Source organism: Mesorhizobium cantuariense, assembly GCF_042647205.1.
In the GTDB taxonomy this organism is placed as follows: domain Bacteria; phylum Pseudomonadota; class Alphaproteobacteria; order Rhizobiales; family Rhizobiaceae; genus Mesorhizobium; species Mesorhizobium cantuariense.
Genome location: NZ_JBHRVD010000001.1, coordinates 1,754,524 through 1,776,388 on the forward strand (window position 1 = coordinate 1,754,524; position 21,865 = coordinate 1,776,388).

Genomic DNA, 21,865 nt, shown 5'->3' on the forward strand with positions numbered 1-21,865 from the left:
TTCTATTTCTCCGTCTTGCCGACGAAATCGGCAGGGTTGCGGTACTTCACCGTCTGCAGATGCTCGCAATAGAGAACGAGCTCGCCTTCGCCCTTGAACACCTCATAGCTGGCGCGGATCAACCCCATCTCCTTGTAGTGGGGCGTCTTGTCGAGGTTGGAGCGGATCGAATAGATCGTATCGCCAATGAAGACAGGCTTTATGAAACGCAGTCTGTCGTAGCCGTAGGAAAAGGCGTTGACGCAGTTGGTGGCGACCAGCCCAAGGCCGGCCGAAAAGACGAAGGCGCCGGCAATCAGCCGCTTGCCGAAAATCCCTTCGCTCTCGGCAAACATCTGGTCCTGCACATAGGGGTGGATATCGAGCACCAGCGTATTGAAAAGGTGGCTGTCGCCTTCCGCCATCGTGCGCCGCAATGAGCGGATCTTCTGGCCGACCGGCCAGTCCTCGTAGAACCAGTTCTCGGCATTCCACACCGGCAGCGCGGCGTGGTCCTCGGGCATATTTTTCGGGTGCGTCGAGGCGACGCCGACGGTGGGCGCAAAATCGTTCATGGTCGGCTCCACCAGCCCTGCTGGAGGCACCGCGCAACCATTTGAAAACGCATCAAGGCGTCGAAATGCAAGACGTTTCCTCCCGTCAATCTTCTTTTGTAAATAGTATTTTCACATATGGGGTTGCGTTGCAAGCGTGAACAGGCGAAATTTTGGCTGCTCCCGCGCGCCGAAGCGCTGGCGGGCAGGGGAGGAAATCATGCGCAAGGATTGTCTGGTCTTTGTCGGCAGCCTGAACCGGGAAGCGCCATATTTTCAGGGCGCGCGCGGCGTCGGTCTCGGCGTCTACAGCTTTGACGAAGCGACGTTGGAAACACGAAAACTGGCCGAGACCAACGACGTCGACAATCCGACCTTCCTCTCGGTGACGCCGGACGGCTCGCACATCTACGCCAATTCGGAAGTCTTCACCTGGCGCGAGGGAACCGTCTCCGCCTACAGCTTCGATCGTGCCTCGGGCGCGCTCACCTATCTGAACAAGCAACCATCACTCGGCAGCATCACCGCCCACAACACCATCAGCCGCGACGGGACAAAGCTGCTGGTTGCCAACTACGGCATGGGCGAGGGCGGCCCGGATCGCGCGGTGGCTGTCTATGGCTTCAAGGAGAACGGTGCCTTGTCGGCGCCACTGGCCAGCGTTTCGCATTCCGGCACCGGCCCGAATGCGGCGCGGCAGGAACGCTCGCATGCCCACAGCGTCACCGAAACCATTGCCGGTGGTATGGCTATCGTCGCCGATCTCGGCATCGACCGGCTGGTGTCCTACCGCATCGGGCGCGATGGCAGCCTGAGCAAATCAGCCGAATCCGCTCTGCCGCCGGGCGCCGGTCCGCGCCATCTTGCGTTGCATCCGAACGGACGCTTCGTCTTCGTCATGAACGAGCTGGATTCGACCGTCGTGTCGATGGCGCTGGACGAAGCCAGCGGCAAGCTGTCAATTGTCGACGCAAAGCCGGCGGTGCCGGCCGAGGCGCGCGACAGCAATCATTGCGCCGATATCCAGATTTCGCCGGATGGCCGCTTTGTCTACGGTTCCAACCGCGGCCACGACAGCGTCGTCATCATGGCGGTCGACCAGCAGACCGGTGCGCTGGCCCTCGTAGGTTATATCCCCTGCGGCGGTGCGACGCCGCGCAATCTGGCGCTGACGCCGTCAGGCGGTCATCTGTTTTCCGCCAACCAGAATGCCGACCGCATCTCGATCTTCGCCCGCGACGCCGAGACCGGCATGCTCAGCGACACCGGGCGCGCCATCGAGATCGGCACGCCGATGTGCGTCAAGATCGTGCGCTGAACGACCGCAACCACATCCGCATCGAAGCCTCGGGCAAAACCGGCGGGGGCTCAAGCCTGTTGTATTGCCGAGAGCTTCCAGTTCGAGCCATTCTCACGCACGAATGTCCACAGTTCGGTCGTCTCTGTCGGATGTTCATCGCCGCCTTCGACGATCTTGCCGCTGGCCCGTTCGCGCGTCACGTCACGAGACTCGTAGCGCAATGCGGCCGTGGCGTAGTCGCGGTCATCCTCGCGCCAGCTTTCCGCGATGTCGGCCTGCAGCAAAGTGACGTCCGTTACCTCGTTCCTGAGGCCTTTCTGGGCATTGTCGGCCAGCTCTTCGGACAGATAGGACACCATTTCCGGCGTCGTCGCCCGGCGCAGAGCGGCATGGTCTTCGCGCCCGAATGCCTCCTGGACATCGGTCAACAGCTGCTGGAATGCGTCGAGGTCGGTCTGGGCCAGCGTGATCTCATCAGAACCGGTGGCCGGAGAGCCTCCGCCCGAACCACCGCCAAAGCCGGGAATTGTGAAGGAGCCTGCAGTCTGCTGCTGTGCCGTTGCGCGGTTCTCAAATCTCGAAGCCTGGGCATTGCCGGCACCAGCAAGCGCCGGGGCGGGACCACGCGCGGATTGCGACCGGAAGAACCTGATGGCCAGCATGATCGCGCCGCCGATGAGCAGGGCCTGAAGCAGGAAACCGAACATGCCGGCTAGGCCGCCGAAGCCTTGGCCCACGAGCAGGCCGATCAGGCCGCCGAGCAGCAGGCCGCGCATCATCGTTCCACCGAAGCCGCTCATGAAGCCGGGCCTCTGCAGGCCGGCCTGCGGCTGCCGGGCCGCGTTGTTCACACCGGTGTTGGGCGTCATCGAACGCTCGACCGGAGCGGTCGGCGCTGGCGCGGTCCTGGTCGGCGGTGCCGATTGGAACGTACGCATGCCACGACTGCCGAAACTGCCGCCACGACGCGCCTCGGCGTGATCCATCGCGACCATGGAGAATGCGAGGAACAGCCCGGCAAAGAGGGCTGCAAATCGGCTTGTGCGGGAGATCATCGGAGATTAGCCTCTATCGATGCGGTTTCAGAAGTTTTTCAGCAAACGCCGCAACGGGCGCCGGGCGTGCGGTCAATCGAACAACTCTTCGAAGAATGATTTCTTCCGCTTCGGATAGCGGTGGCCCTGCGAGCGGGAATAATCGTCATCGCGGCCCTGGCCGTGTTGCGGCTGGGAGAATGCTGCCGGCTGCGGCTGCGGCGCGGGCGACGCATCCCTGCCGGAACGCTCGATGATCTTGTCGAGTTCCCCTCGATCAAGCCAGACGCCGCGGCACTGCGGACAGTAGTCGATCTCGATACCCTGGCGTTCGCTCATGACGAGCGCGACGCGGCAGGAAGGGCAAACCATACCAAGGAGGGAAGTAGATGTCATGTGGGGCTCCAAACCAAAAACGAATGAGCCCGCTTGACCGAAAAGAATGGAAACGGGCCCGCTACAGCGGTCCGACATCACAATCGCCAAAAGCGACAGTCAGAGGGGCCCGGCCCGCAGGCGACAGTTAGGAATGCAGCGCCGCGCCTTCAAGGGCGATATTGCCTGCAGGAGTGATTTGTTCGCCATCTCTGCTCAAACCGTCACCACGATTTCAAATCGTCACCACGATCTTGCCGAATTGCTCGTTCGACTCCAGGTAGCGGTGCGCCTTGACGATCTGCTCGAACGCAAAGGTCCGGTCGATGATAGGCTTTAGAGTCCCAGTCCCGAGTCCGTCGAGGATGAACGCCTTGGCCGCCTCCAGTTTCGCCAGGTCGCCGGTGATCTCGTGGACGAGGTAGCCGCGCAGCGTCAGCGTCTTGGCCAGCACGGCTGACAGCGGGAACGGCGTCGGCTCGGGGCTGAGGCCGCCATATTCGATGAGAATGCCGCCACGTGACATCGCCGCTGTCAATGGCTCGAAGATCGGGCCGCCGATTGCATCCAGCACCACGCGCACGCCTTGCGGTCCGGTGATTTCATTCAGTCGTGCGACCAGATCCTCTTCCGCCGAGGCAATGACATGTGCCGCGCCAGCGTCGAGCAGAGCCTGCTTCTTGGCCGATGTTCGCGTCACCGCAATCGTCGTCGCGCCGACCCTGTTGGCGGTCTGGATCGCCGCAAGCCCGACGCTGCTTGAGGCCGCGGTGATGACGACGGCATCGCCACTTCCAAGCCTGGCGATATCGATCAGCGCGCCATAAGCGGTGAGATATTGCATCCAGACTGCCGCCGCTGTCTGCCAGTCGAGTGATGGCGGGTGCTTGACGATAAGTTCCGCGGGATAGGTGGCAAGCTCCCCATAGGCCGGCCAGCGGATCATCGATTGCGGCGGGATGACACTGACGCTGTCGCCCGGCGCGAAATCCTTCACGCCGTCGCCTATAGCCTCGATGACACCCGCCGCTTCGAGACCAAGCCCCGAGGGCAGCTTCGGCGTCTCGATATAAGTACCTGCGCGCAGCAGCGTTTCGGCGCGATTGAGGCCGAGCGCCCTGATGCGGATTTGAACTTCGCCCGGACCCGGTGGGGGAAGCTCGACATCCTCGATGCGCAGAACCTCAGGGCCACCATGCTGGTGAAAGCGAACTACGCGTGTCATTCGGGATACTCCAAATCATCTGAACTGAATGAGCTATGCAGCCAAGCTTTTCGGGGATAAATGGCTGCAAGAGAAGAACAGTAGAAACCAGGAGTTCCGAATATGGATCGGCTCGAAAGCATGGCCGTGTTCGTCAAGGCCGTCGATCTCGGCTCGTTCGCGGCAGCAGCGGTCGCCCTGGATGTCTCGGGACCGATGGTTGGCAAGCATGTCCGGTTTCTCGAAGAACGGCTGGGCGTGCGCCTGCTCAACCGGACCACGCGCCGGCAGAGCCTGACCGATTTCGGACGCGCCTACTATGAACGTTGCCGGGTGGTGCTGGTCGAGGCCGAGGCCGCCGATGCCCTCGCCGCCGATCAGTTCTCCGAACCGCGTGGCAAACTGCGCGTCACCATGCCGGCGCATTTCGGACGCCATTGCGTCACCCCCGTGCTGCTGCGGCTGGCGCGGCAATATCCGATGCTGGAGCTCGATCTGTCGCTCACCGACCGCTTCGCCGACCTTGCCGAGGACGGCTACGATCTTGCCATTCGGACCGGTGCTCTGGGCGACAAGGCGGGGGTGATCGCACGCCGCGTCGCGCGCCAGGGCATGCTCGTCTGCGCCGCGCCTTGCTATCTCCAACACCACGGAGAGCCGCGGCGGATCGAGGATCTCGCCGACCATCAGGCGATTATCTACCGCCGGCTCGGCCAGATCGTTCAGCCGTGGTTGTTTGCGCGCGAAATGCAGCCAGCTCTGGAGATCATGCCAGCCGGCCGGCTGCGGCTCGACGATCTCGATGCCATCGCCGACGCGGCCGCCGACGGGATGGGGCTTGCCTGGTTGCCCTGGTGGCTGGTGCGCGAGCGCATTGAAGCCGGCGCGCTGGTGGCGCTGCTGCCGGATCAGCCGCGATATCTCTACGACTGCCATGCCCTTTGGCTGCAGACACCGCATCTGCCGCTAAAGGTGCGGCTGGCCGTCGATGCGCTGGCGGCTGCCTTGCCGAAATTGATGGCCTGATACCGATCTTTGCCGACGGTCTCAGTTGAGATCGCGCGGATACTCCTTGACCTCGCTGCGGTCGACGATCAGTTCATCGCCATCATGGGCGGTGATGTGGGTCTCGATCCGCCAGACTTTTCGCAGTGCCCTTACCGTCGCCTTCACCGAAAGACGCGCCTGCCAGTCGCCACGGTCATAGGATTTTTCCCAGGTGCAGGTGCCGACCGCCGAGTTCGGATCGTCCGGGTGGATGGTGAAGCGGTCGACATGTCTCGCCGCGACAGTCATCTGCGTATGTGGATGCCGCACTGTGCCGCCATCATTGACGACCTGATAGACGGTCTCGCCGGTGGCCTGGTCCGTCGACACCGTGCGCTGGAAGCCGTCGCCCTTGGCCAGCACCTCTTGCTCCATCGGCGTGGCGCTTTCCGCGCCCAAGAAAGCCCCCAGCGTGTCGTCCAGCGGCTGCGGTGGGCGCACCGGCAGGATCAGCCGGCTGTCGCCGCAATGGATCGACAACGTCGCCTGCTCGGCCGTCGGGAAGACGATCGGCCAATGCGATGTCGCCAGCGCCAGCCGGATACGCTCGCCGACCTCGAAACGCTGCCCGCAGCAGCGCAGCTTGATGCGGACGGTTTCCGCCTGGCCCGGCACCATCGGCTCGATGTCCAGATCATCGTTGCGATGGCTCAAGTTGAGGATGCCGTAGCTGATACGCGAGGCAGCACCTTCAGGGAACACTTGCGACAGCGTGGCGGAGAGAAGCGCTACCGGCTTGTCGGAGGAGAGCCTGACCTCGAATTCGGGGAAACCAAGGATCTCGATCGCTTCGGTCAACGGCGCGGTCTCGAAGATCAGGACATTGCCTTCCTCCGTGCGCTGGTCGACCGGCAAGGTCGGCATGACGCCATAACCGCACCAGGCGCCGGACGACAGGCCGGCCGTCTGCGGCGACGAAATCTCCAGGATCGCGTCTTCGCCCTTGCCTTCGCTCAGCACATGCGGCGCAAGGTTCAGCACCTTTTCGCCGACGCCGGGCCCCGGCCACGCCGGCTCCGCCACCCAGCGGCCGGGCCGCTCGTCATAGATCGCCGCCGGCCGTGCGGGATCCTGAATCCAGGCGCGCAGCATCGGCTCGTCGGCAATGCCGGTGTCGATGCCCTTGAGATATTGATCCCACCAGCGCAGGCACTCCTGCAGGAAGCCGATGCGCGGCCCGGGCATGGCGAAGTGCGGATATTTGTGCCCCCAGGGTCCGATCAGCCCCTTGCGGGGACCGCCGAGCTTCTCCAGCATCCGGAAGATCGGATTGGGATAGCCGTCGGCCCAGCCGCCGACGGCATAGACCGGGATCTCGACATCGGAATAATCCTCGCAGATCGAACCGTGCTTGTAGAAATCGTCGCGGCGCTGGTGTTCGAACCAGTCCTGCATCCAGATGCCGTTGCCGTTCAGCCGTTGCTCCCAGAGATCGCGCCAGCGGTCGCCGACGATCAGCGGATCCGGTGGCGTCATGGCGATGGCCCAGGCGGTGGTTCCCCACATCAGATTGTCGCACATCATGGCACCGCCGAGATAATGCACGTCGTCATTATAGCGGTCGTCGGTCGAGCACAGCGAAACGACGGCTTTCAGCGCCGGCGGGCGGCGGGCGGCGACCTGCAGCCCGTTGAATCCGCCCCAGCTGATGCCGATCATGCCGACGCTTCCCGAGCACCAGGATTGCCGGGCCAACCATTCGATGACCGCCAGGCAATCGTCCTGCTCCTGCTTCAGATATTCACCCTTGCACAGCCCCTCGCTGTCGCCCGAGCCGCGCATGTCGACCCGCACGCCGGCATAGCCGTGACCGGCGAAATAGGGATGCGTCAGCGCATCGCGCTCCACCGTTCCGTCACGCTTGCGATAGGGTAGGTATTCGAGGATCGCCGGCACCGGATCGGCCTCCGCGTCTTCCGGCAGCCAGACACGCGCCGCCAGCTTGATGCCATCCGGCATCGGGATCCACAGGTTCCCGATCTCGCGGACTTTGCGCGGGAAATCGGTGACGACGCGGATATCTTGCATGGCGGCTCCTCTCAACGCCCCGGCCGACACTTGCGCCGGTGACGATCCTTATGTGTTCAGCGGGAAATGGCAGGTCAGGCGGCTGTTGCCGACCGAGGCCGGGACGGGGACATCGACCACGCAACGGCCCTGGGCCTGCGGACAGCGTGTGTGAAACTCGCAGCCTAAAGGGCGCGCCAGCAAGGACGGAACGTCAGCCGGCAGCGTGATGCGCTGGTGCACCCTGTCGGGATCCGGCTCGGGATTGGCAGACAGAAGTGCCGCCGTATAGGGATGGTGCGGCGCGCGGAAGATCGCTTCGGTTTCGCCCTGCTCGACGAAGCGTCCGAGATACATCACCGCCATGCGGTCGGCGATTTGGCGCACGACATGCAGATTGTGGGTGATGATCAGCATCGACAGGCCCATGCGGTCACGCAGGTCGTTGAGCAGGTTCAGCACCTCTCCCTGCACCGAGACGTCGAGGCCGGCGGTCGGCTCGTCGGCGACGACCAGAACCGGGTCCAGCGCGATCGCCCGCGCGACGCCGACGCGGCGCGCCTGGCCGCCCGAAAGCTGGTGCGGGTAGCGGTCGGCGAAATCGCGCGGCAGCCCGACCAGCGCTAGAAGCCGTGTGACTTCGGCGTTGAGATCGCGATCCGACAAGCCGTGAATGACGAAAGGCTCCGACAGCAGCGACCGCACGCTGAGCCGCGGCGACAGCGATCCGACCGGATCCTGGAACATCATCGGCATGCGCCGCCGCACCGGCTTCAGGGCGGCGTTGGACAGACCCTGCAGTTCCTGCCCTTCAAACAGGATCGTGCCCGCCCTCACGGGCTGAAGACCGTTGAGCGTGCGCGCCAGCGTCGTCTTGCCCGAGCCGGATTCGCCGACCAATGCGAAGGTGCTGCCTCGTTGAAGGGTGAAGCTGACGCCGGAGACGGCCTCGATCTCGGTGGCTCGCCCGGCAAGTCTGGCGGACAGGCCGCCAACCCGGAACGAGACGCGCAGGTCGCTGACACGGAGCAGGTCGTCGGAGCTCATGCGTTCATCGCTCCCAAGGGAATGTCCGCATGCCAGCAGCGGGCGATGTGAGACCCGCCGATGACTGAGCTGGGAGGCACGGTCAGGCACTGCGCGTCGGCGCGATCGCAGCGCGGCTGGAAGACGCAGCCGCTCGGCCGGCGGCGCAAATCCGGCAAGGTCCCGGCAATAGTCGGCAGGCGAGCAACCCGCTGCGACAGCCGCGCGGGATCGCAAGCCAACAGCTTTTGCGTGTAGGGATGACGCGCATCGTGGAAGATCTCGCGGGTCGTGCCGCTCTCCACCACCTCGCCGGCATACATCACGATCATCTCGTCGCAGAGCTCGGCGATCACGCCCAGATGATGCGAGATGAACAGCACCGAGCAGCCGATGTCGCGCTGCAAATCCTTGAGCAGTTCGATGGTGGCCACCTCCAGCGTCGCATCGAGCGCCGTCGTCGGCTCGTCGGCGATCAGCAGCGCCGGTTCCATCATCAGCGCCATGGCGATGGCGATGCGCTGCTTCATGCCGCCGGAGAATTCGTGCGGAAACTGCGTCAGCCGGCTTTCAGGATCGGGAATGCGAACCTTGCGCAGCATGGCGACCGAGCGCGCATCCTTGTCCCGCTTCGACAGACCCGAGCGATACTGAATGTCGCGCATCTGCCGCCCCACCGACAGCACCGGGTTGAGCGCGCCCATCGGGTCCTGGAAAACGGTGGCGATCCTTTGGCCGCGCAGGCCACGCATCGCCGTTGGGTCGAGCCGGGCGAGGTCCTTGTCACCCTCGAAGATGATCTCGCCCGATGTGATTTCACCATTGTCGGCGAGCAGGCCGAGAATGGCGTTGATGAGCGTCGATTTCCCGCAACCCGACTCGCCGACCACGCCGACGCTGCGGTTGGACGGCACGGAAAAACTCACCTGCTTCAGCGCCTGCAGTCGCCCGCTCTCGGTGTGGAAGGCAACGCTCAGATCCTTGACCTCGAGAACCGTCATGAGCGTCCCTTCAGCCTGGGATCAAAGAGGTCGCGCAGCGTCTCGCCGAAGAAGGTGAAGCCGAGCGTGGTCAGCACGATCGGCAGGCCGCCGGCAATCACGATCCAGTAGGAATCGCGGATGTTGGCGAAGCCGTCATTGAGGATCGCGCCCCAGCTTGGCGTCGGCGGCCGCACGCCGAGCCCAAGGAAGCTCATTCCGGCCTCGATCGCCACCACCACGGGAATGTCCATCGATATCAGGATCAGGATCGGGCCGATGATGTTGGGCAGGATGTGGACGCGCAGGATGCGGCCCGCACTGGCGCCCATCGAGCGCGCCGCCATGACATGTTCGGCTGATTTGAGCACCAGCGTCTGGGTTCTGATGATGCGGGCATAGCCCGGCACATTGACCAGCATCACCACCAGCACCACCGCGTACAGCGAGGGGCCGAACAGGGTGACCAGCGTCAGCGCCAGCATGACGGTGGGAAAGCTCTTCACCGCGTCGAAGATCAGCAGCAGCACATTGTCGAGCCAGCGCGGCCCATAGCCGGCGATCAGCCCCAGCACCACGCCAACGATCAGCGACACCGCCGTCGCGCCGAGCGCAATCAGCAATGCAACACGTCCGCCGTATAGGACGCGGGTGAGAAGATCGCGGCCGAGATGGTCGGTACCGAGCAGATGCAGCAGGCTCGGCGGGGCGAAGCGTTCGGCCGGCGATATCTTGCTCGGCGCATAGCTGGTCAGGCCGCTGGCAAACACCGCCGACAGCACCACCACCGTCACCAGCGTCAGGCCGATGGCGCCCAGCGGCTCGCGCATGATGCGGCGCACGGTGCGCCACATCATGCCGAGACGGCTGCTGCGGGATGGCAGCTCAGTTGAAACTTGATCTGACACGGGGATCCAATAGGCCGACCAGGATGTCGGCCGCTACGTTGACGAGGACGAAGAAGACCGTGGTGACCAGCACGGCTCCGGAGACGATGGGATAGTTGCGTACCGAAATCGCCTCATAGACCAGCTTGCCAATGCCGGGTCGGGCGAAGACGATTTCGGCGAAGACGGAAGACGACAGCATGTGGCCGATGCCGACGCCGAGCAAGGTGATCGTCGGCAGCACTGCGATGCGCAGCGCGTAGGTGTAGACGATCCGGTGCTCGGTCAGGCCGAAGGCGCGCGCCGTGCGGATATGGCTCGCCTCCAGCGTCTCCAGCATCGAGGCGCGCACCATGCGCGAGATGTAGCCGATCCAGCCAAGACCAACCGCCAGCGACGGCAGGATGAGGTGCTGGAGCCGGCTGGCGAGGTCGCCCGGTTCGCCGGCGCCGATCGCCGGCAGCCATTGCAGGGCGACCGCAAACACCAGCAGCGAATAGATGGCGACGACGAAGGACGGCACGGCGATCATCGCCACCGACAGGACCCCGATCACCTGATCGACAAAGCCGCCGCGCCGCACCGCCGCGATGCAGCCAAGCGGGATGCCGAGCGCCACCGACCAGGTGATGCCGCCCACCACCAGCGCCAGCGTGAACGGAAGCTGTTCCATCACCACATCCAGCACCGGTCGGTTCGACAGCACCTCGGTGCCAAGGTCGCCGCGCAGGACCGCCCCGTAGAAATGCAGGAACTGCCGCCACACCGGCTGGTCGAGGCCCATGCGCACGCGCAGCGCCTCCATCATCTCCGGCGTCGCGCGCGGCCCCAGCGCGACGGAGGCCGGGTCGCCCGGAATGAGGTAAACCATGGCGAACATCATCATCATGGCCACGCTGATGATGATGGCGCCAAGCCACAGACGCTTGAGGGCGTAGCGGATCATTTTCGGTACCTGTCGGACGGTCTTTGGCGGGGACGAGCCCCGCCCGCCGATATCATGCCGGTTTGAAATCGGTGAACACGGGTTCGCCATTCGGCTTCAGGCCGGCCACAAGCGTGTCTCGATTCATGATGCCGGTGACCTCGTGGGTCAGGAAAACGTAGTTGCCGTTCTCCTCCATGAGGTCCTGCAGCTTCTTGTAAATGACATCGCGTTTTGCCGGATCGAGTTCGACCATGCCTTCGGCGTTGAGCTTGTCGAATTCCTCGCTGGAAAAACGCTCCCAGTTCCAGACGCCGATCTGGTCGCGCGTGAACCAGGCGGTGGCCCAGCTCGGGTCCGGCTGCATGGAGAAGCGGCTGATGATCATCTGCAGCTTTTTCCAGTAGTCGCCTTCCTTGGCGCCAAGCGTCCAGAAGGTGCCGCTGTCGTTCTGCTTGATCTCCACGTTGAGGCCGACGTCCTGCAGGTTCGACTGCACGATCTGGGCTGCGGTGAGGCGCTCGGTCTTGTTGAGGATGTCGAGCGTGATCGTCGTGCCGGCCAGCCCCTCCTTGGCGATCATGTCGCGGGCGCGGTCCGGATCGAAATCGAAGAGGTTCTTCTCGCGATGGCCGGGCAGGCCGGGCGCGATGATGCCGGTGGCGGTGGCGGCGGCGCCGAAATAGGCGGCATCGACCACCGCCTTGCGGTCCACGGCGTACTGTACCGCGCGGCGCATGTTGGGATTGTTGAAGGGGGCGACATCCTGGTTCATGCCAAGCCAGACAAAGGCCAGCGAAGGCTTCTCGACCACTGTCGTCTTTGGCGGCGGCGTCTGCTTCAGGCGCGAGATCGAGGAGACCGCGGTCCAGGTGTAATCCAGGTCGCCGGCTTCGTAGCCGAGTTCGGCGGTCTTCTCATCCTCGATCGGATGGATGTGGATCTCCGCGAAGGCACCTTGCTCGTACTTCCAGTCGGGATTGCGGACCAGCACCGTGCGCTGCTTGGGCAGCCATTCCTTCAGGATGTAGGGACCCGACTGGGCCACCGGCTTGACACCCATCTTGCCACCGAGCTCGGTGATGGCGCGCTTCGACAGGATGGTTCCGGACGGCGTCGGCAAGGTCGACGTCCACAGCGGCGCGAAGGCCTGCTTCAGGTGGATCAGCCCCGACAGCTTGTCCTTTACTTCGACCTCTTTGAGCGTCGCCCAGTCGCCGGAGTAGGGGCTCTTGTTGGCGGGATCGGCGATGCGTTCGATCGAAAACTTGACGTCTTCGGCCGTCATCTGGCCGTAGCCATCGGTGAAGCCGATATTGTCGCGCAGCTGGAAGGCGACGGTCAGCGGATCGAGCTGCTTGATCGTCTCCGCCGCCATCGGCCGCCAGCCCCAGCTGTCGCCCGGCGTGGTGACGACGAGGCCGGCAAAGATGACGCTGGTGATGTCGCCTTCGGGTGCCGCCAGCCGGAAGCAAGGGTCAAGCGTCTGGATGTCAGCATAGGAGCGCACCTTCAGGATCGGACCGTCGCTCGACCAGGAAACCCGTGGATTGACCATTGAGGCAAGGCCAAGGGCGCCGGCTCCGGCAAGCAGGCTGCGGCGCGAAACCTTGGTGTTGGCTAGGATGGACATGTCTACCCCTCTGCTGTTTTGTCGTGTTCTTAAGCGGCGAGCCATTCCAGGCCGCGCCGAATGTCTCGGCCCGCTAAAACTGCTAATAATAGACACACATGTCTAGCTAAAATTTTGCCGGCACGTCCGAATCTTGGATACGGACGATCTTGCGGAAAATATCGACATCTGTTCCGACCCCGCCGGCGCGTCGACTTGGACAAGCAGGAGGGCGAAATGTGCTCGCCCACACGGCGCGGCCTGGCCCGCCATTCGGTGGGACCTGGATCAAGTGCTGGAACGGAGATGCACGTCTCCGCTGTCGTTCACTTCCAGATTTCAGCCGCCAGGCGCATGAAATTGCCGCCCAGGACATCGCGCACGGTCTGCTCGGACTGGCCGCGGCGCAGAAGAACCTCGGTCAGTTCGCGCATCTGACCTGGAGCCGCGTAGGTCGTCGCCCCCTCCGGATATTCGCTCTTGGGCCAGAATTGCGGATTGTCGGAAATGATGCGGTCAATGCCTTTGAAGTCTACCGGAAAGGCGTAGTCCAGTCCGATGCCAACATGCTCTGGGTCAACCAGATCGACGAGATATTCAATGTGGTCAGCCAGCCTGTCCGAGTCCGTCCGCCCTTCTCCCAGGAAACGATTGAGCCCGACAATCGCGACGATGCCGCCGGTGCGCGCGCAGGCCTTGATCTGCTCGTCGGTGATGTTGCGGCCATGGCCGCACAAGGCCTTGGCGTTGGAGTGCGAGAAGATCACAGGGCGGTTGGAGTATTCCATCACCTCCATCGAGGTGCGGTAGCCGGTGTGGGTGACGTCGACGAACATGCCGAGACGGTTCATCTCGTCGATGACCTCGCGGCCGAACGCCGTCAGGCTGGTCTCGACATCGTGGCAACCGCCGCCGGCCAGGTTGTTCCTGTTATAGGCAAACAGGATCTGGCGCACGCCCAGATGGTGATAGAACTCGACCATCTCGATGCGGCCGTCGAGCGCGTTCATGCCCTCGATGTCGAAGGTGATCGCCAGTTTGCCCTCAAGCTTGGCCTTGCGGATTTCCGCGACGGAGGAGACCAGCGTGTAGTGCTCAGGATTGGCAAGGATCCATTGGCGGAAATTCGCCAGGGTCCGCACTGTCTGCTCCCAGGGCAACAGGTCGAAGCCGACATCGATCGACAGATAGTCGATGCCGGCGTCGCGCCAGATCTGCAGATTGTTCAGGTCCGCCGCCGGGTCCGGCATAAAGCCGGAATGCGCGTCCCATATGATTTCACTGTCGAAAATGGCCCGGGCGGCAGTCGAAACGCTCACTTTTTCCTCACTCTCTCGCAACACCAACACGACGGAAGGCCGGATCAAGCGGCGTTCCGGACGTGTGATCCAGATGCAGTGCGCATCAAGTATCAGGCCACAGACACATGTGTCTAGACAGTCCGGAACGAGCCTGTATGGTCGCCGTCGCTGCATGTCGCTCCGACCGGACCATCGGCAAAAGGGAGAACAAAGATGAGTTCAAACGGCAGCCATGGCGGGGGACATAACAGGCATATCGCCGTGATCGGCGGCGGCATCATCGGCTGCAGCGCGGCTTTCCATCTGCTGCGGTCCGGCGTGCGCCAGGTGACGGTCATCGATGCGGGCCAGCCGGGTGCCGCGACCACCAGCGCCGGCGCGGGATTCGTTTCCCATTGGTCCGCCGGCATGATTCCGCTTGGCGAAGAGGGCCTTCAGCTGCAGCAATATGGCCTCGATTTCTATCGCCGGCTGCACGAGGTCGGCGTCGAGATCGGCTATCGGCCGAACGGCACCTTGATCATGGCGCTGACCGAGGACGGGCGCGAACGTTTCGTTCGGCCGGTGCTGGACTCGGCCTATGCGCCGCCGGAAATGCAGGATCTGAACGCCGCGCAGATCGGGCGGAAGATGCAAGGCCTCATCGATCCGGCCCGGGTCCATTCGGCGGCCTACAATCCGCATGGCATCCAGCTCGACACCAAGCTGGCGATGGGTGTGCTGAGCGGCCAGATCAGCGAGCTTGGCGGCGTCTTCCGCAGCAAGACACGCGTGACGGCCGTCCATGATGCGGGCGACCGGGTGACGATCGAGACCGATCAGGGCAGCCTTGAGGCCGATGGTGTGATCGTTGCCGCCGGCGCCTGGAACAACCAGGTCATATCAGGCCTCGGCTGGCAGTTGCCGCTGCTGCGGGTCGTCGCAACGCGCATCGTCACCAACGACCGTGGGCTGCCGTCGACCATTCCCACCGTCCAGTGCCGCGAATTGCGGCTGTGGCTGCGCGAAACATTCGGCGCCGTCATGTGGGGAACCGGCCGGCACTACAAACCCCTGTACAAGACGAATGACAGCGAAATCGAGCCCGGCCAGCCGCACAATATCGAGCTGATGCAGGAGACCTCCGAGCAAGAGCTTGCCGAACTGCAGACGGTGTTCCCGCCGCTGCGCGGTTCGACGATCGCGAGCTGGGCGCAAGGCGTGCCGTGCTACACGCCCGACAACAGTCTCGTCGTCGGCAAGGTCCCCGGCAGCGACAACGTCGTGGTTGTCGGCGGCGACAATGAGAGCGGCGTCACCCATGGACCGGGTCTTGGCCGGCTCTCCTGCGAACTGGTCCTCGGGCAGACCCCGTTCGTTTCCGCCGAGCGGTTCCGTGTCGATCGCTACGCCTCCGACGCCTTCAAGTCGGAAGCCGAGATCGAGGCAGCCATGCCTGCCTGGGGCGCGCGTCATGAAGCGTCGCGATTTGGTCGCGAGGCCTGATCGGAGCTGTCCCCGACGCTGATTGTCAGCTGTCCCCGACGCTGATCTCTCAGCTGTCCCCGACGCTATCCAGTAGCGCCTGCGCCACTCCCCTGACCGTCGGGCCGGCATTCTTCCTCATGACGATGTGGAAGGAGCCGGCGTGGCGACGCGAGGTCTTCGTCAGCCGGACGAGCTGGCCGCGGCGAAGATGCTCGTCGGCGAACCCGGCCCAGGCGAGTGCCGCGCCGCGCCCGGCGATGGTTTCGTGTATCATCGACATGTAGCCGGTGAACCGAGGTCCGTCGAGTTTCCGGTCGGTTCCGATCCATGATTGCCAACTGTCGATCGCGCCGGGCGGCGTCACCTGATGCAGCAGCGGCACCGCCATGAAAGCCTCGGGGTCTTCCGAGGCCAGCGCCGGGTATCGCGCCAGGAACGCCGGCGCACAAACCGGGAACCATTCACCGTCGAGCAGTTTTTCGGTCACGAATTCGGGCCATTGCCCGGCTTCGCCGAAACGGATCGACAGCGCCACTTCAGGCTGGTCGAAATCCCTGTAGTCGGTGGATGTCTGCAGCAGCACCCGGCCATCGGCAACCTGCGATGTGATGAGGCCGAAGCGCGGCATCAGCCATGCCTGCGCGAAGTCGTGGCTGCAGCCGACCACGAACGTGTCGCTGTCGTGCGCGGTCAAATCCTCAACCGCTCGCCTGATGGTGCCGAGACCCTCGCGGATCGCTTCGGCCAGCGTGTTGCCGGCCCCGGTTACGGCGACGCGGTTGCCTTTGCGCGTGAACAGCTCGACCGACAGCTGGCGCTCGAGATTGGCGACATGCCTGCTGACCGCCGATTGTGCGATGTTGAGCTCCTGGGCGGCCAGCGTCAGCCCGCCATGCCTGGCGGCAGCCTCGAAGACGACCATGGCGTTCAGCAGGGGAAGCGATGTCTTGAGGGTTTTCACGATCCGGACCTTCTTTCATGCCTTTTCGATATGAAGGCCTATCATACCTGTATTTGCTGCAAGCCTTTCCGCATCGCACACTCTATCGAAACATCATCCTAACGCCAGCGAGCAGAAAGGTGTTTGCCGTGCAGGCCTACACACCGAACAGCCAGCCTATCGACAGAAGTGAGACCGTCAGGCTGATCGACCGGCAACGTCCGGACTGGTCGATGGAACAGGCCTTCTATGCGGACCCGGCGATCTTCGCGCTGGAACGGGACTTGTGGTTTCCCCGCCAATGGATGCTTGTCGCCCATTCCAGCGAGGTGCCTGAAAAGGGCCGCTACATCGTGCGCCAGCTGTTCGACGAGGAGATCATCGTCGTGCGCTTCGGCGACGCCGAGGACGACATCGCGGCCTACTACAATGTCTGCACCCATCGCGGCTCGCGGCTCTGCGCCAAGGATGGTCGCGGCAAGCTTCTGGTCTGCCCCTATCATGCCTGGTCGTTCAGGCTGACCGGCGAACTGCAGTCACGGCAGGATCTGCCGGCAAGCGTCGATCCGGAAGCGCTGGGACTGCACCGCGTGCCCTGCAAGAGTTTCGGCGGCCTCGTCTTCTGCGGCCTCGATGCCAGTTCGCTGCCCGACATCCAGCCTGTCGCGGACGGGCTGACGGGCGGCTTGCGCGAAAACGGCCTCGACCGTGCACGCATCGTCGCCCGCAAGAACTATCTGACCAAGGCGAACTGGAAGCTGGTGCTCGAGAACTTCCTCGAATGCTATCACTGCCGGCCGGCTCATCCCGAATATTACCGCGTCAACGGCCATGTCAAAGTGACCGCGACCCGCGACGCCGACAAGGCAGTCGAGTGGCAGAACGAAATCGAGGCCTGGCACAGCGTCATCGGCGATGCCGAATTCCACAAGGGTGCGTGGCAGGCAGGCGACCTCGACACGATGCCGTTTGCCATGCACCGCAAGCCGATCGGCTCCGGCCGTAACACGCTGTCCAATACGGGCGAGGGGGTCTCGTGCCTGATGGGTGGTCGTCACGCCTATGATGGTGGCGAAAGCGGCTTCCGCCTCGGACGCCTGTCCTTCGCGAGTGCTGCCAATGACTATGTCACGCTGTTCCAGATGATACCGCGCAGCGCCACGGAAACTGATGTCATCCTGACCTGGCTTGTCGACAAGGATGCCGACGGCGACATCGACGCCGATGCCGTCAGCTGGATGTGGGACATCACCACGCTGCAGGACAAGAAGATCACCGAGGACAATGCCGACGGCATCATGTCGCGCGCCTACCGGCCGGGCCCTTATACGCCGCTGGAAAGCCAGACCTCGTTCTTCGTGCAGACCTATTTGTCGGAACTGCGTTCGCTGATCACCGGCACGCGCGGCGCGACCGTCAGCCAGTGGTCTGCGCCAAAGGAACTTTTCGCATCGCCGAAAGCGGCGAGCTGCAACACGCGCCTCTGACCCGGGGCCGAAGATGCCTCTTTGAGGCGTCGCGTTCCGATGCCATATGAAGGTGGCCGACGGAATGTTGCGGGAGAGACAGTTTATGACCAAAGGTTCGGATTTGTTCGTCGCGGCTCTCGAGAACGAAGGGGTCGAACGGATTTTCGGCATTCCGGGCGAAGAAAATCTCGATATCGTCGAATCCATCCGCCGCTCCTCGATCCAGCTGATCCTGACCCGCCACGAGCAAGCAGCCGCTTTCATGGCCGCCACCTATGGCAGGCTCACCGGCAAGCCAGGTGTGTGCATCACCACGCTTGGCCCAGGCGCGCTCAATCTTTCGACCGGTTCGGCCTATGCGCTGCTCGGCGCGATGCCGATGATCATGATCACCGGCCAGAAGGGCATCCTGTCATCCCGGCAGGCGCGCTTTCAGATCGTCGACATCGTCGCGGCGATGAAGCCGCTGACCAAGCTGTCGCGCCAGATCGTCTCGCCGAAGATGATCCCGTCGCTGGTGCGCGAGGCTTTTCGCGTCGCCCAGGAAGAGCGACCGGGGCCCGTGCATCTGGAACTGCCGGAAGACATTGCAGCGGCAGAGTGCGAAGCTGTCGCGCTCGTGCCGACGCATCCGGTCGAACTGCCCGTGGCCAGTGCGGTCGCGCTCGATCGCGCCGCCCGGATGATCATAGAGGCCAAACGTCCGCTGTTGATGTTTGGCGCGGCGGCGTCGCGGCCGCGCTCGACCTCCGATCTCGCCCAGTTCGTGTTGCGCACGCAAATTCCCTACTTCACCACGCAGATGGGCAAGGGCACCGTGCCTGGCGGAACCGAGCTCTACATGGGAACGGCAGCACTTTCGGAGCGCGACTATGTGCACGAGGCCATAGAACAGGCCGATCTGATCATCACCATCGGCCACGACACGGTCGAGAAGCCGCCCTTCATCATGGGGGCGAAGGGGCCGAAGGTCATTCATGTTGGCTACCATTCAGCCGATGTCGAGCAGGTCTATTTCCCGCAAGCCGAAATCGTCGGCGACCTCGGTCCTTCGCTGGCGCTGCTGGCCGACCGCATCGAGGGCAAGATCCCCAACGCACAGGCCTTGCTGCCGCTGCGGGAAGGCATTCTGAGCCGGATCGCCGCGCGCGCCACCGAAGACCGTTTCACGCCGCAGCGCATCGTGCATGACGTGCGCGCCGTGATGCCGCCTGACGGAATCCTGGCTCTCGACAACGGCATGTACAAGATCTGGTTCGCGCGCAATTACCGTACGCGCATGGCAAACACGTTGCTGCTCGACAATGCGCTGGCCACCATGGGCGCGGGCCTGCCGTCGGCGATGATGGCGGCACTGCTCTATCCCCAGCGCCGTGTCATGGCGATCTGTGGCGACGGCGGCTTCATGATGAACAGCCAGGAACTGGAGACCGCCGTCAGGCTCAAGCTCAACCTCGTCGTCCTGCTGCTCGAAGACCATGCCTACGGCATGATCCGCTGGAAGCAGGCGGTTGACGGATTTCCGGATTTCGGCATGACCTTCGGCAATCCCGATTTCGTTAGATATGCCGAGGCCTATGGCGCGAGGGGGACCAGGGTTGCAGAGATCGCCGACTTGCGGCCGGCGCTGGAACAGGCCTTCACCGGCGGCGGCGTGCATCTCGTCGTCGTGCCTATCGACTATTCCGAAAACACCAGGGTGCTCGTCGACGAATTGCGCGAGCGGCTGCCTGCGCCGCAGACGCCCTGACGGCAGCGGCAAAGCTGCCGTCAGGATTGCCTTGGAGAGCCGCTGCCGAAGCTCCTACACCTTGCAGTAGGGCGTCACCGGCGCGATGGTGCCGAAATCCTTAGCGATCTCGTAGCCGATGCCGTCGGCCGCCGCCTTGCCGACATAGGAATGGCACAGCGTGTGGTTGTTGGTGGCGTCGACGCGGATCTTGCCTTGCGGCGCGTCGAACTCGATCGACGGCAGCGCCGCCAGCACATCGTCGTCCTTCAGCGATCCGGCCTTCTCTGCGGCTAGCGCGTAGAGATGCAGGCCGTTGTAGCCGGCCTCGCCGATGCCGTTGACCATCTTCTCCTGGCCGAACTTTTCGCGAAAGCTGGAGATGAACTTCTTGTTGACCGGATTGTCGAGCGCCATCCAGTAGGGCTGCGGGGCGTAGGTGCCGGCCGCGACGCCCGGCGGCAACGCGTCCTTATTGAAGACCTCGTCGAGCGGCGCGATCAGTGGCTGCTTGATGTCGAAGCTGCGATACTGCTTGAGCTGGGTGACGGCGTCGTTGCCGACCACCATCGACCAGACGACATCGGGCTTCAGCGACTTGATCTTCTGGAAGGCCGGGCCGAAATCCGTGGTACCGAACGGATAGTAGTCGGCGCCGATAATCTTGCCGCCGGCCTTTTCATAGGCCGCCGTGATCGCCTCGGTCATCTTCTGCGGCCAGGCATAGTCGGAGGCCATGACATAGATCGTCTTGCCGAGGTTCTCAGCCACCCATGGCATCATCGGGTCGACCTGCTGCATCGGGATCGGGCCGGTGGCGACAAAATAGCGGTTGCACTCGCCGCCTTCGAAATTGGTCGGATAGAAGAACAGCTTCTTGGCCTTTGAGGTGACCGACAGCGTGGCACTGCGCTCGGGCGAAATGATCGTGCCCATGATCACGTCGACCTTGTCTTCGTTGATGAGCTTGCGCGCCTTGTCGATGGAGCCCTTGGTCGTGGTCTGGTTGTCTTCGATGATGAGCTCGACCTGGCGCCCGCCAATGCCGTTGGCGGCGTTGAGTTCGGCGGCGGCGAGCTTGTAGCAATTGAGCAGCGTCTCGCCGAGGATCGCTTGCAGCCCGGTGATCGGGATCGACAGGCCGACCTTGACGGTGTCGGCGGCGCGCAGGATCGCCGGCGCGCCGACGATGGCGAAGGCGGCTGCGGCGCCGCCCGATTTCAAGACAGTTCTTCTGCTTATCATTGTTGTGTTCCCTTCCAGTCCCAGGCGCGCCCCATGCACGCCTTACAAAGCCAACAGGTCCAGGCGCGCTTCAGGCGCGCCCTATAAAGCCAACAAATCCTTGAGCAGGGTCTCGTCGGCGAACGCCTCCGGCGCACCCTCATGGACGATCCTGCCCTTCTCCATCACCAGGCAGCGGTTCGATGCCTTGAGAACGAGATCGAGATTCTGCTCGACAAGAACGATCGCGATGCCGCGCTCGCGGGCGATGCGCGGCACCAGCTCGGCGATCGACTGCACGATGTTCGGCTGGATGCCTTCCGAGGGCTCGTCGAGCAGCAGCACCGACGGTAGGCCGCAGAGCGCGCGGCCGATCGCCAGCATCTGCTGCTGGCCACCTGAGAGGGTGCCGGCGACCTGCGCTTCGCGTTCGCGCAGGATCGGAAAATAGCCGAAGATGTCGGCCGGAATGCCGCCGTCGCCACGGTCCCTGGCGGCACGGGTGCCGACTTCCAGATTCTGTCGCACCGTCAGCTGGTTGAAGATACCGCGCCCTTGCGGCACATGCGCGATGCCCGCCCGCGCGCGGCGGAAGGCCGGCGCGTTGGTTAGGTTCTGGTCGCCGAGGATTATCGCGCCACCGCTCGCCCGCAAGCCGCCGGCGATGACGCGCAGCAGCGTCGTCTTGCCGGCGCCGTTGCGGCCGAGCAAGCCGACCACTTCGCCCGGCGCGACGCTGAGGTCGATGCCGTTCAGCACCGGGAGCAGGCCGTAGCCGGCCGAGACCGCCATTGTCCGCAGCATG

At 63.6% G+C, this 21,865-nt stretch carries 19 protein-coding genes; 5 read left to right on the forward strand and 14 right to left on the reverse strand.

The features are described from left to right. Positions 1-2: 2 nt before the first annotated feature. Complete coding sequence (locus ACFOJ9_RS08055) at positions 3-554, reverse strand: MaoC family dehydratase (RefSeq protein WP_378978328.1); 552 nt, start codon at positions 552-554, stop codon at positions 3-5. A gap of 199 nt (positions 555-753) precedes the next feature. Between ACFOJ9_RS08055 and ACFOJ9_RS08060 the strand changes: the two genes are divergently transcribed. After that, positions 754-1,851 (forward strand): lactonase family protein, encoded by a 1,098-nt coding sequence (locus ACFOJ9_RS08060; RefSeq protein ID WP_378978330.1) that lies wholly within the window; start codon positions 754-756, stop codon positions 1,849-1,851. 50 nt (positions 1,852-1,901) lie between these two features. Here the strand turns inward: ACFOJ9_RS08060 and ACFOJ9_RS08065 are convergent, their stop codons facing one another. The 3 genes from ACFOJ9_RS08065 to ACFOJ9_RS08075 form a co-directional block, all read right to left on the reverse strand. Continuing rightward, positions 1,902-2,888 (reverse strand): Tim44 domain-containing protein, encoded by a 987-nt coding sequence (locus ACFOJ9_RS08065; RefSeq protein WP_378978332.1) that lies wholly within the window; start codon positions 2,886-2,888, stop codon positions 1,902-1,904. Between the two features lie 72 nt (positions 2,889-2,960). Then, positions 2,961-3,263, reverse strand: a complete 303-nt coding sequence (locus ACFOJ9_RS08070; protein ID WP_378978334.1) for a TFIIB-type zinc ribbon-containing protein — start codon at positions 3,261-3,263, stop codon at positions 2,961-2,963. A gap of 214 nt (positions 3,264-3,477) precedes the next feature. Then, positions 3,478-4,467: a zinc-dependent alcohol dehydrogenase family protein gene (locus ACFOJ9_RS08075; RefSeq protein WP_378978335.1), complete on the reverse strand. Its 990-nt coding sequence runs from the start codon at positions 4,465-4,467 to the stop codon at positions 3,478-3,480. 102 nt (positions 4,468-4,569) lie between these two features. Between ACFOJ9_RS08075 and ACFOJ9_RS08080 the strand changes: the two genes are divergently transcribed. Beyond that, on the forward strand, positions 4,570-5,472 hold the full coding sequence (locus ACFOJ9_RS08080; RefSeq protein WP_378978337.1) for a LysR family transcriptional regulator: 903 nt from the start codon (positions 4,570-4,572) through the stop codon (positions 5,470-5,472). Between the two features lie 21 nt (positions 5,473-5,493). Here ACFOJ9_RS08080 and ACFOJ9_RS08085 read toward each other — a convergent pair whose 3' ends face one another. The 7 genes from ACFOJ9_RS08085 to ACFOJ9_RS08115 all read right to left on the reverse strand — a co-directional run bounded on the left by ACFOJ9_RS08085 (position 5,494) and on the right by ACFOJ9_RS08115 (position 14,249). Then, entirely contained in the window at positions 5,494-7,521 is a 2,028-nt protein-coding gene (locus tag ACFOJ9_RS08085) for a CocE/NonD family hydrolase (protein WP_378978339.1), read from the reverse strand. 48 nt (positions 7,522-7,569) lie between these two features. Beyond that, positions 7,570-8,547 (reverse strand): ABC transporter ATP-binding protein, encoded by a 978-nt coding sequence (locus tag ACFOJ9_RS08090; RefSeq protein WP_378978341.1) that lies wholly within the window; start codon positions 8,545-8,547, stop codon positions 7,570-7,572. Continuing rightward, complete coding sequence (locus tag ACFOJ9_RS08095) at positions 8,544-9,527, reverse strand: ABC transporter ATP-binding protein (protein WP_378978343.1); 984 nt, start codon at positions 9,525-9,527, stop codon at positions 8,544-8,546. Before ACFOJ9_RS08095 ends, ACFOJ9_RS08090 begins: the two co-directional genes overlap by 4 nt. Beyond that, positions 9,524-10,363, reverse strand: coding sequence for an ABC transporter permease (locus ACFOJ9_RS08100; RefSeq protein ID WP_378978345.1), 840 nt, complete (start codon positions 10,361-10,363; stop codon positions 9,524-9,526). The genes ACFOJ9_RS08095 and ACFOJ9_RS08100 overlap by 4 nt, the downstream gene beginning before the upstream one ends. Before the next feature lie 28 nt (positions 10,364-10,391). After that, positions 10,392-11,339 (reverse strand): ABC transporter permease, encoded by a 948-nt coding sequence (locus ACFOJ9_RS08105; RefSeq protein ID WP_378978347.1) that lies wholly within the window; start codon positions 11,337-11,339, stop codon positions 10,392-10,394. A 52-nt stretch (positions 11,340-11,391) separates the two neighbouring features. Next, positions 11,392-12,951 (reverse strand): ABC transporter substrate-binding protein, encoded by a 1,560-nt coding sequence (locus tag ACFOJ9_RS08110; RefSeq protein WP_378978349.1) that lies wholly within the window; start codon positions 12,949-12,951, stop codon positions 11,392-11,394. Positions 12,952-13,256: 305 nt separating this feature from the next. Next, positions 13,257-14,249 carry a dipeptidase gene (locus ACFOJ9_RS08115; protein WP_378978351.1) on the reverse strand — a complete coding sequence of 331 codons (993 nt, stop codon included), beginning with the start codon at positions 14,247-14,249 and terminating at the stop codon, positions 13,257-13,259. Between the two features lie 195 nt (positions 14,250-14,444). On the opposite strand from ACFOJ9_RS08115, the gene ACFOJ9_RS08120 reads away from it, so the two are divergent. Continuing rightward, on the forward strand, positions 14,445-15,716 hold the full coding sequence (locus ACFOJ9_RS08120) for an NAD(P)/FAD-dependent oxidoreductase (RefSeq protein WP_378978353.1): 1,272 nt from the start codon (positions 14,445-14,447) through the stop codon (positions 15,714-15,716). A gap of 49 nt (positions 15,717-15,765) precedes the next feature. Here the strand turns inward: ACFOJ9_RS08120 and ACFOJ9_RS08125 are convergent, their stop codons facing one another. Further along, complete coding sequence (locus ACFOJ9_RS08125; RefSeq protein WP_378978355.1) at positions 15,766-16,659, reverse strand: LysR family transcriptional regulator; 894 nt, start codon at positions 16,657-16,659, stop codon at positions 15,766-15,768. A 128-nt stretch (positions 16,660-16,787) separates the two neighbouring features. Here ACFOJ9_RS08125 and ACFOJ9_RS08130 point away from each other — a divergent pair, with 128 nt between their 5' ends. After that, the gene (locus tag ACFOJ9_RS08130) at positions 16,788-18,125 is read left to right on the forward strand and encodes an aromatic ring-hydroxylating oxygenase subunit alpha (RefSeq protein WP_378978357.1); all 1,338 of its coding nucleotides are present in this window, start codon (positions 16,788-16,790) and stop codon (positions 18,123-18,125) included. An 85-nt stretch (positions 18,126-18,210) separates the two neighbouring features. Further along, on the forward strand, positions 18,211-19,857 hold the full coding sequence (locus ACFOJ9_RS08135) for an acetolactate synthase large subunit (protein WP_378978359.1): 1,647 nt from the start codon (positions 18,211-18,213) through the stop codon (positions 19,855-19,857). A gap of 54 nt (positions 19,858-19,911) precedes the next feature. On the opposite strand, the gene ACFOJ9_RS08140 is transcribed toward ACFOJ9_RS08135, so the two are convergent. Together ACFOJ9_RS08140 and ACFOJ9_RS08145 are read right to left on the reverse strand one after the other, a co-directional pair. Next, complete coding sequence (locus ACFOJ9_RS08140) at positions 19,912-21,060, reverse strand: substrate-binding protein (RefSeq protein ID WP_378978361.1); 1,149 nt, start codon at positions 21,058-21,060, stop codon at positions 19,912-19,914. Positions 21,061-21,162: 102 nt separating this feature from the next. Continuing rightward, positions 21,163-21,864, reverse strand: coding sequence for an ABC transporter ATP-binding protein (locus tag ACFOJ9_RS08145; protein ID WP_378978363.1), 702 nt, complete (start codon positions 21,862-21,864; stop codon positions 21,163-21,165). Position 21,865 lies beyond the last annotated feature (1 nt).

Excerpts from the sequence above, each read along its gene's own strand:
- ACFOJ9_RS08135 (WP_378978359.1), top strand. The coding sequence starts at position 18,211 with ATGACCAAAGGTTCGGATTTGTTCGTCGCGGCTCTCGAGAACGAAGGG.
- ACFOJ9_RS08095 (WP_378978343.1), bottom strand. The coding sequence starts at position 9,527 with ATGACGGTTCTCGAGGTCAAGGATCTGAGCGTTGCCTTCCACACCGAG.
- ACFOJ9_RS08070 (WP_378978334.1), bottom strand. The coding sequence starts at position 3,263 with ATGACATCTACTTCCCTCCTTGGTATGGTTTGCCCTTCCTGCCGCGTC.
- ACFOJ9_RS08105 (WP_378978347.1), bottom strand. The coding sequence starts at position 11,339 with ATGATCCGCTACGCCCTCAAGCGTCTGTGGCTTGGCGCCATCATCATC.
- ACFOJ9_RS08085 (WP_378978339.1), bottom strand. The coding sequence starts at position 7,521 with ATGCAAGATATCCGCGTCGTCACCGATTTCCCGCGCAAAGTCCGCGAG.
- ACFOJ9_RS08145 (WP_378978363.1), bottom strand. The coding sequence starts at position 21,864 with ATGCTGCGGACAATGGCGGTCTCGGCCGGCTACGGCCTGCTCCCGGTG.
- ACFOJ9_RS08110 (WP_378978349.1), bottom strand. The coding sequence starts at position 12,951 with ATGTCCATCCTAGCCAACACCAAGGTTTCGCGCCGCAGCCTGCTTGCC.
- ACFOJ9_RS08080 (WP_378978337.1), top strand. The coding sequence starts at position 4,570 with ATGGATCGGCTCGAAAGCATGGCCGTGTTCGTCAAGGCCGTCGATCTC.
- ACFOJ9_RS08075 (WP_378978335.1), bottom strand. The coding sequence starts at position 4,467 with ATGACACGCGTAGTTCGCTTTCACCAGCATGGTGGCCCTGAGGTTCTG.
- ACFOJ9_RS08055 (WP_378978328.1), bottom strand. The coding sequence starts at position 554 with ATGAACGATTTTGCGCCCACCGTCGGCGTCGCCTCGACGCACCCGAAA.
- ACFOJ9_RS08120 (WP_378978353.1), top strand. The coding sequence starts at position 14,445 with ATGAGTTCAAACGGCAGCCATGGCGGGGGACATAACAGGCATATCGCC.
- ACFOJ9_RS08065 (WP_378978332.1), bottom strand. The coding sequence starts at position 2,888 with ATGATCTCCCGCACAAGCCGATTTGCAGCCCTCTTTGCCGGGCTGTTC.
- ACFOJ9_RS08100 (WP_378978345.1), bottom strand. The coding sequence starts at position 10,363 with ATGATGTGGCGCACCGTGCGCCGCATCATGCGCGAGCCGCTGGGCGCC.
- ACFOJ9_RS08060 (WP_378978330.1), top strand. The coding sequence starts at position 754 with ATGCGCAAGGATTGTCTGGTCTTTGTCGGCAGCCTGAACCGGGAAGCG.
- ACFOJ9_RS08090 (WP_378978341.1), bottom strand. The coding sequence starts at position 8,547 with ATGAGCTCCGACGACCTGCTCCGTGTCAGCGACCTGCGCGTCTCGTTC.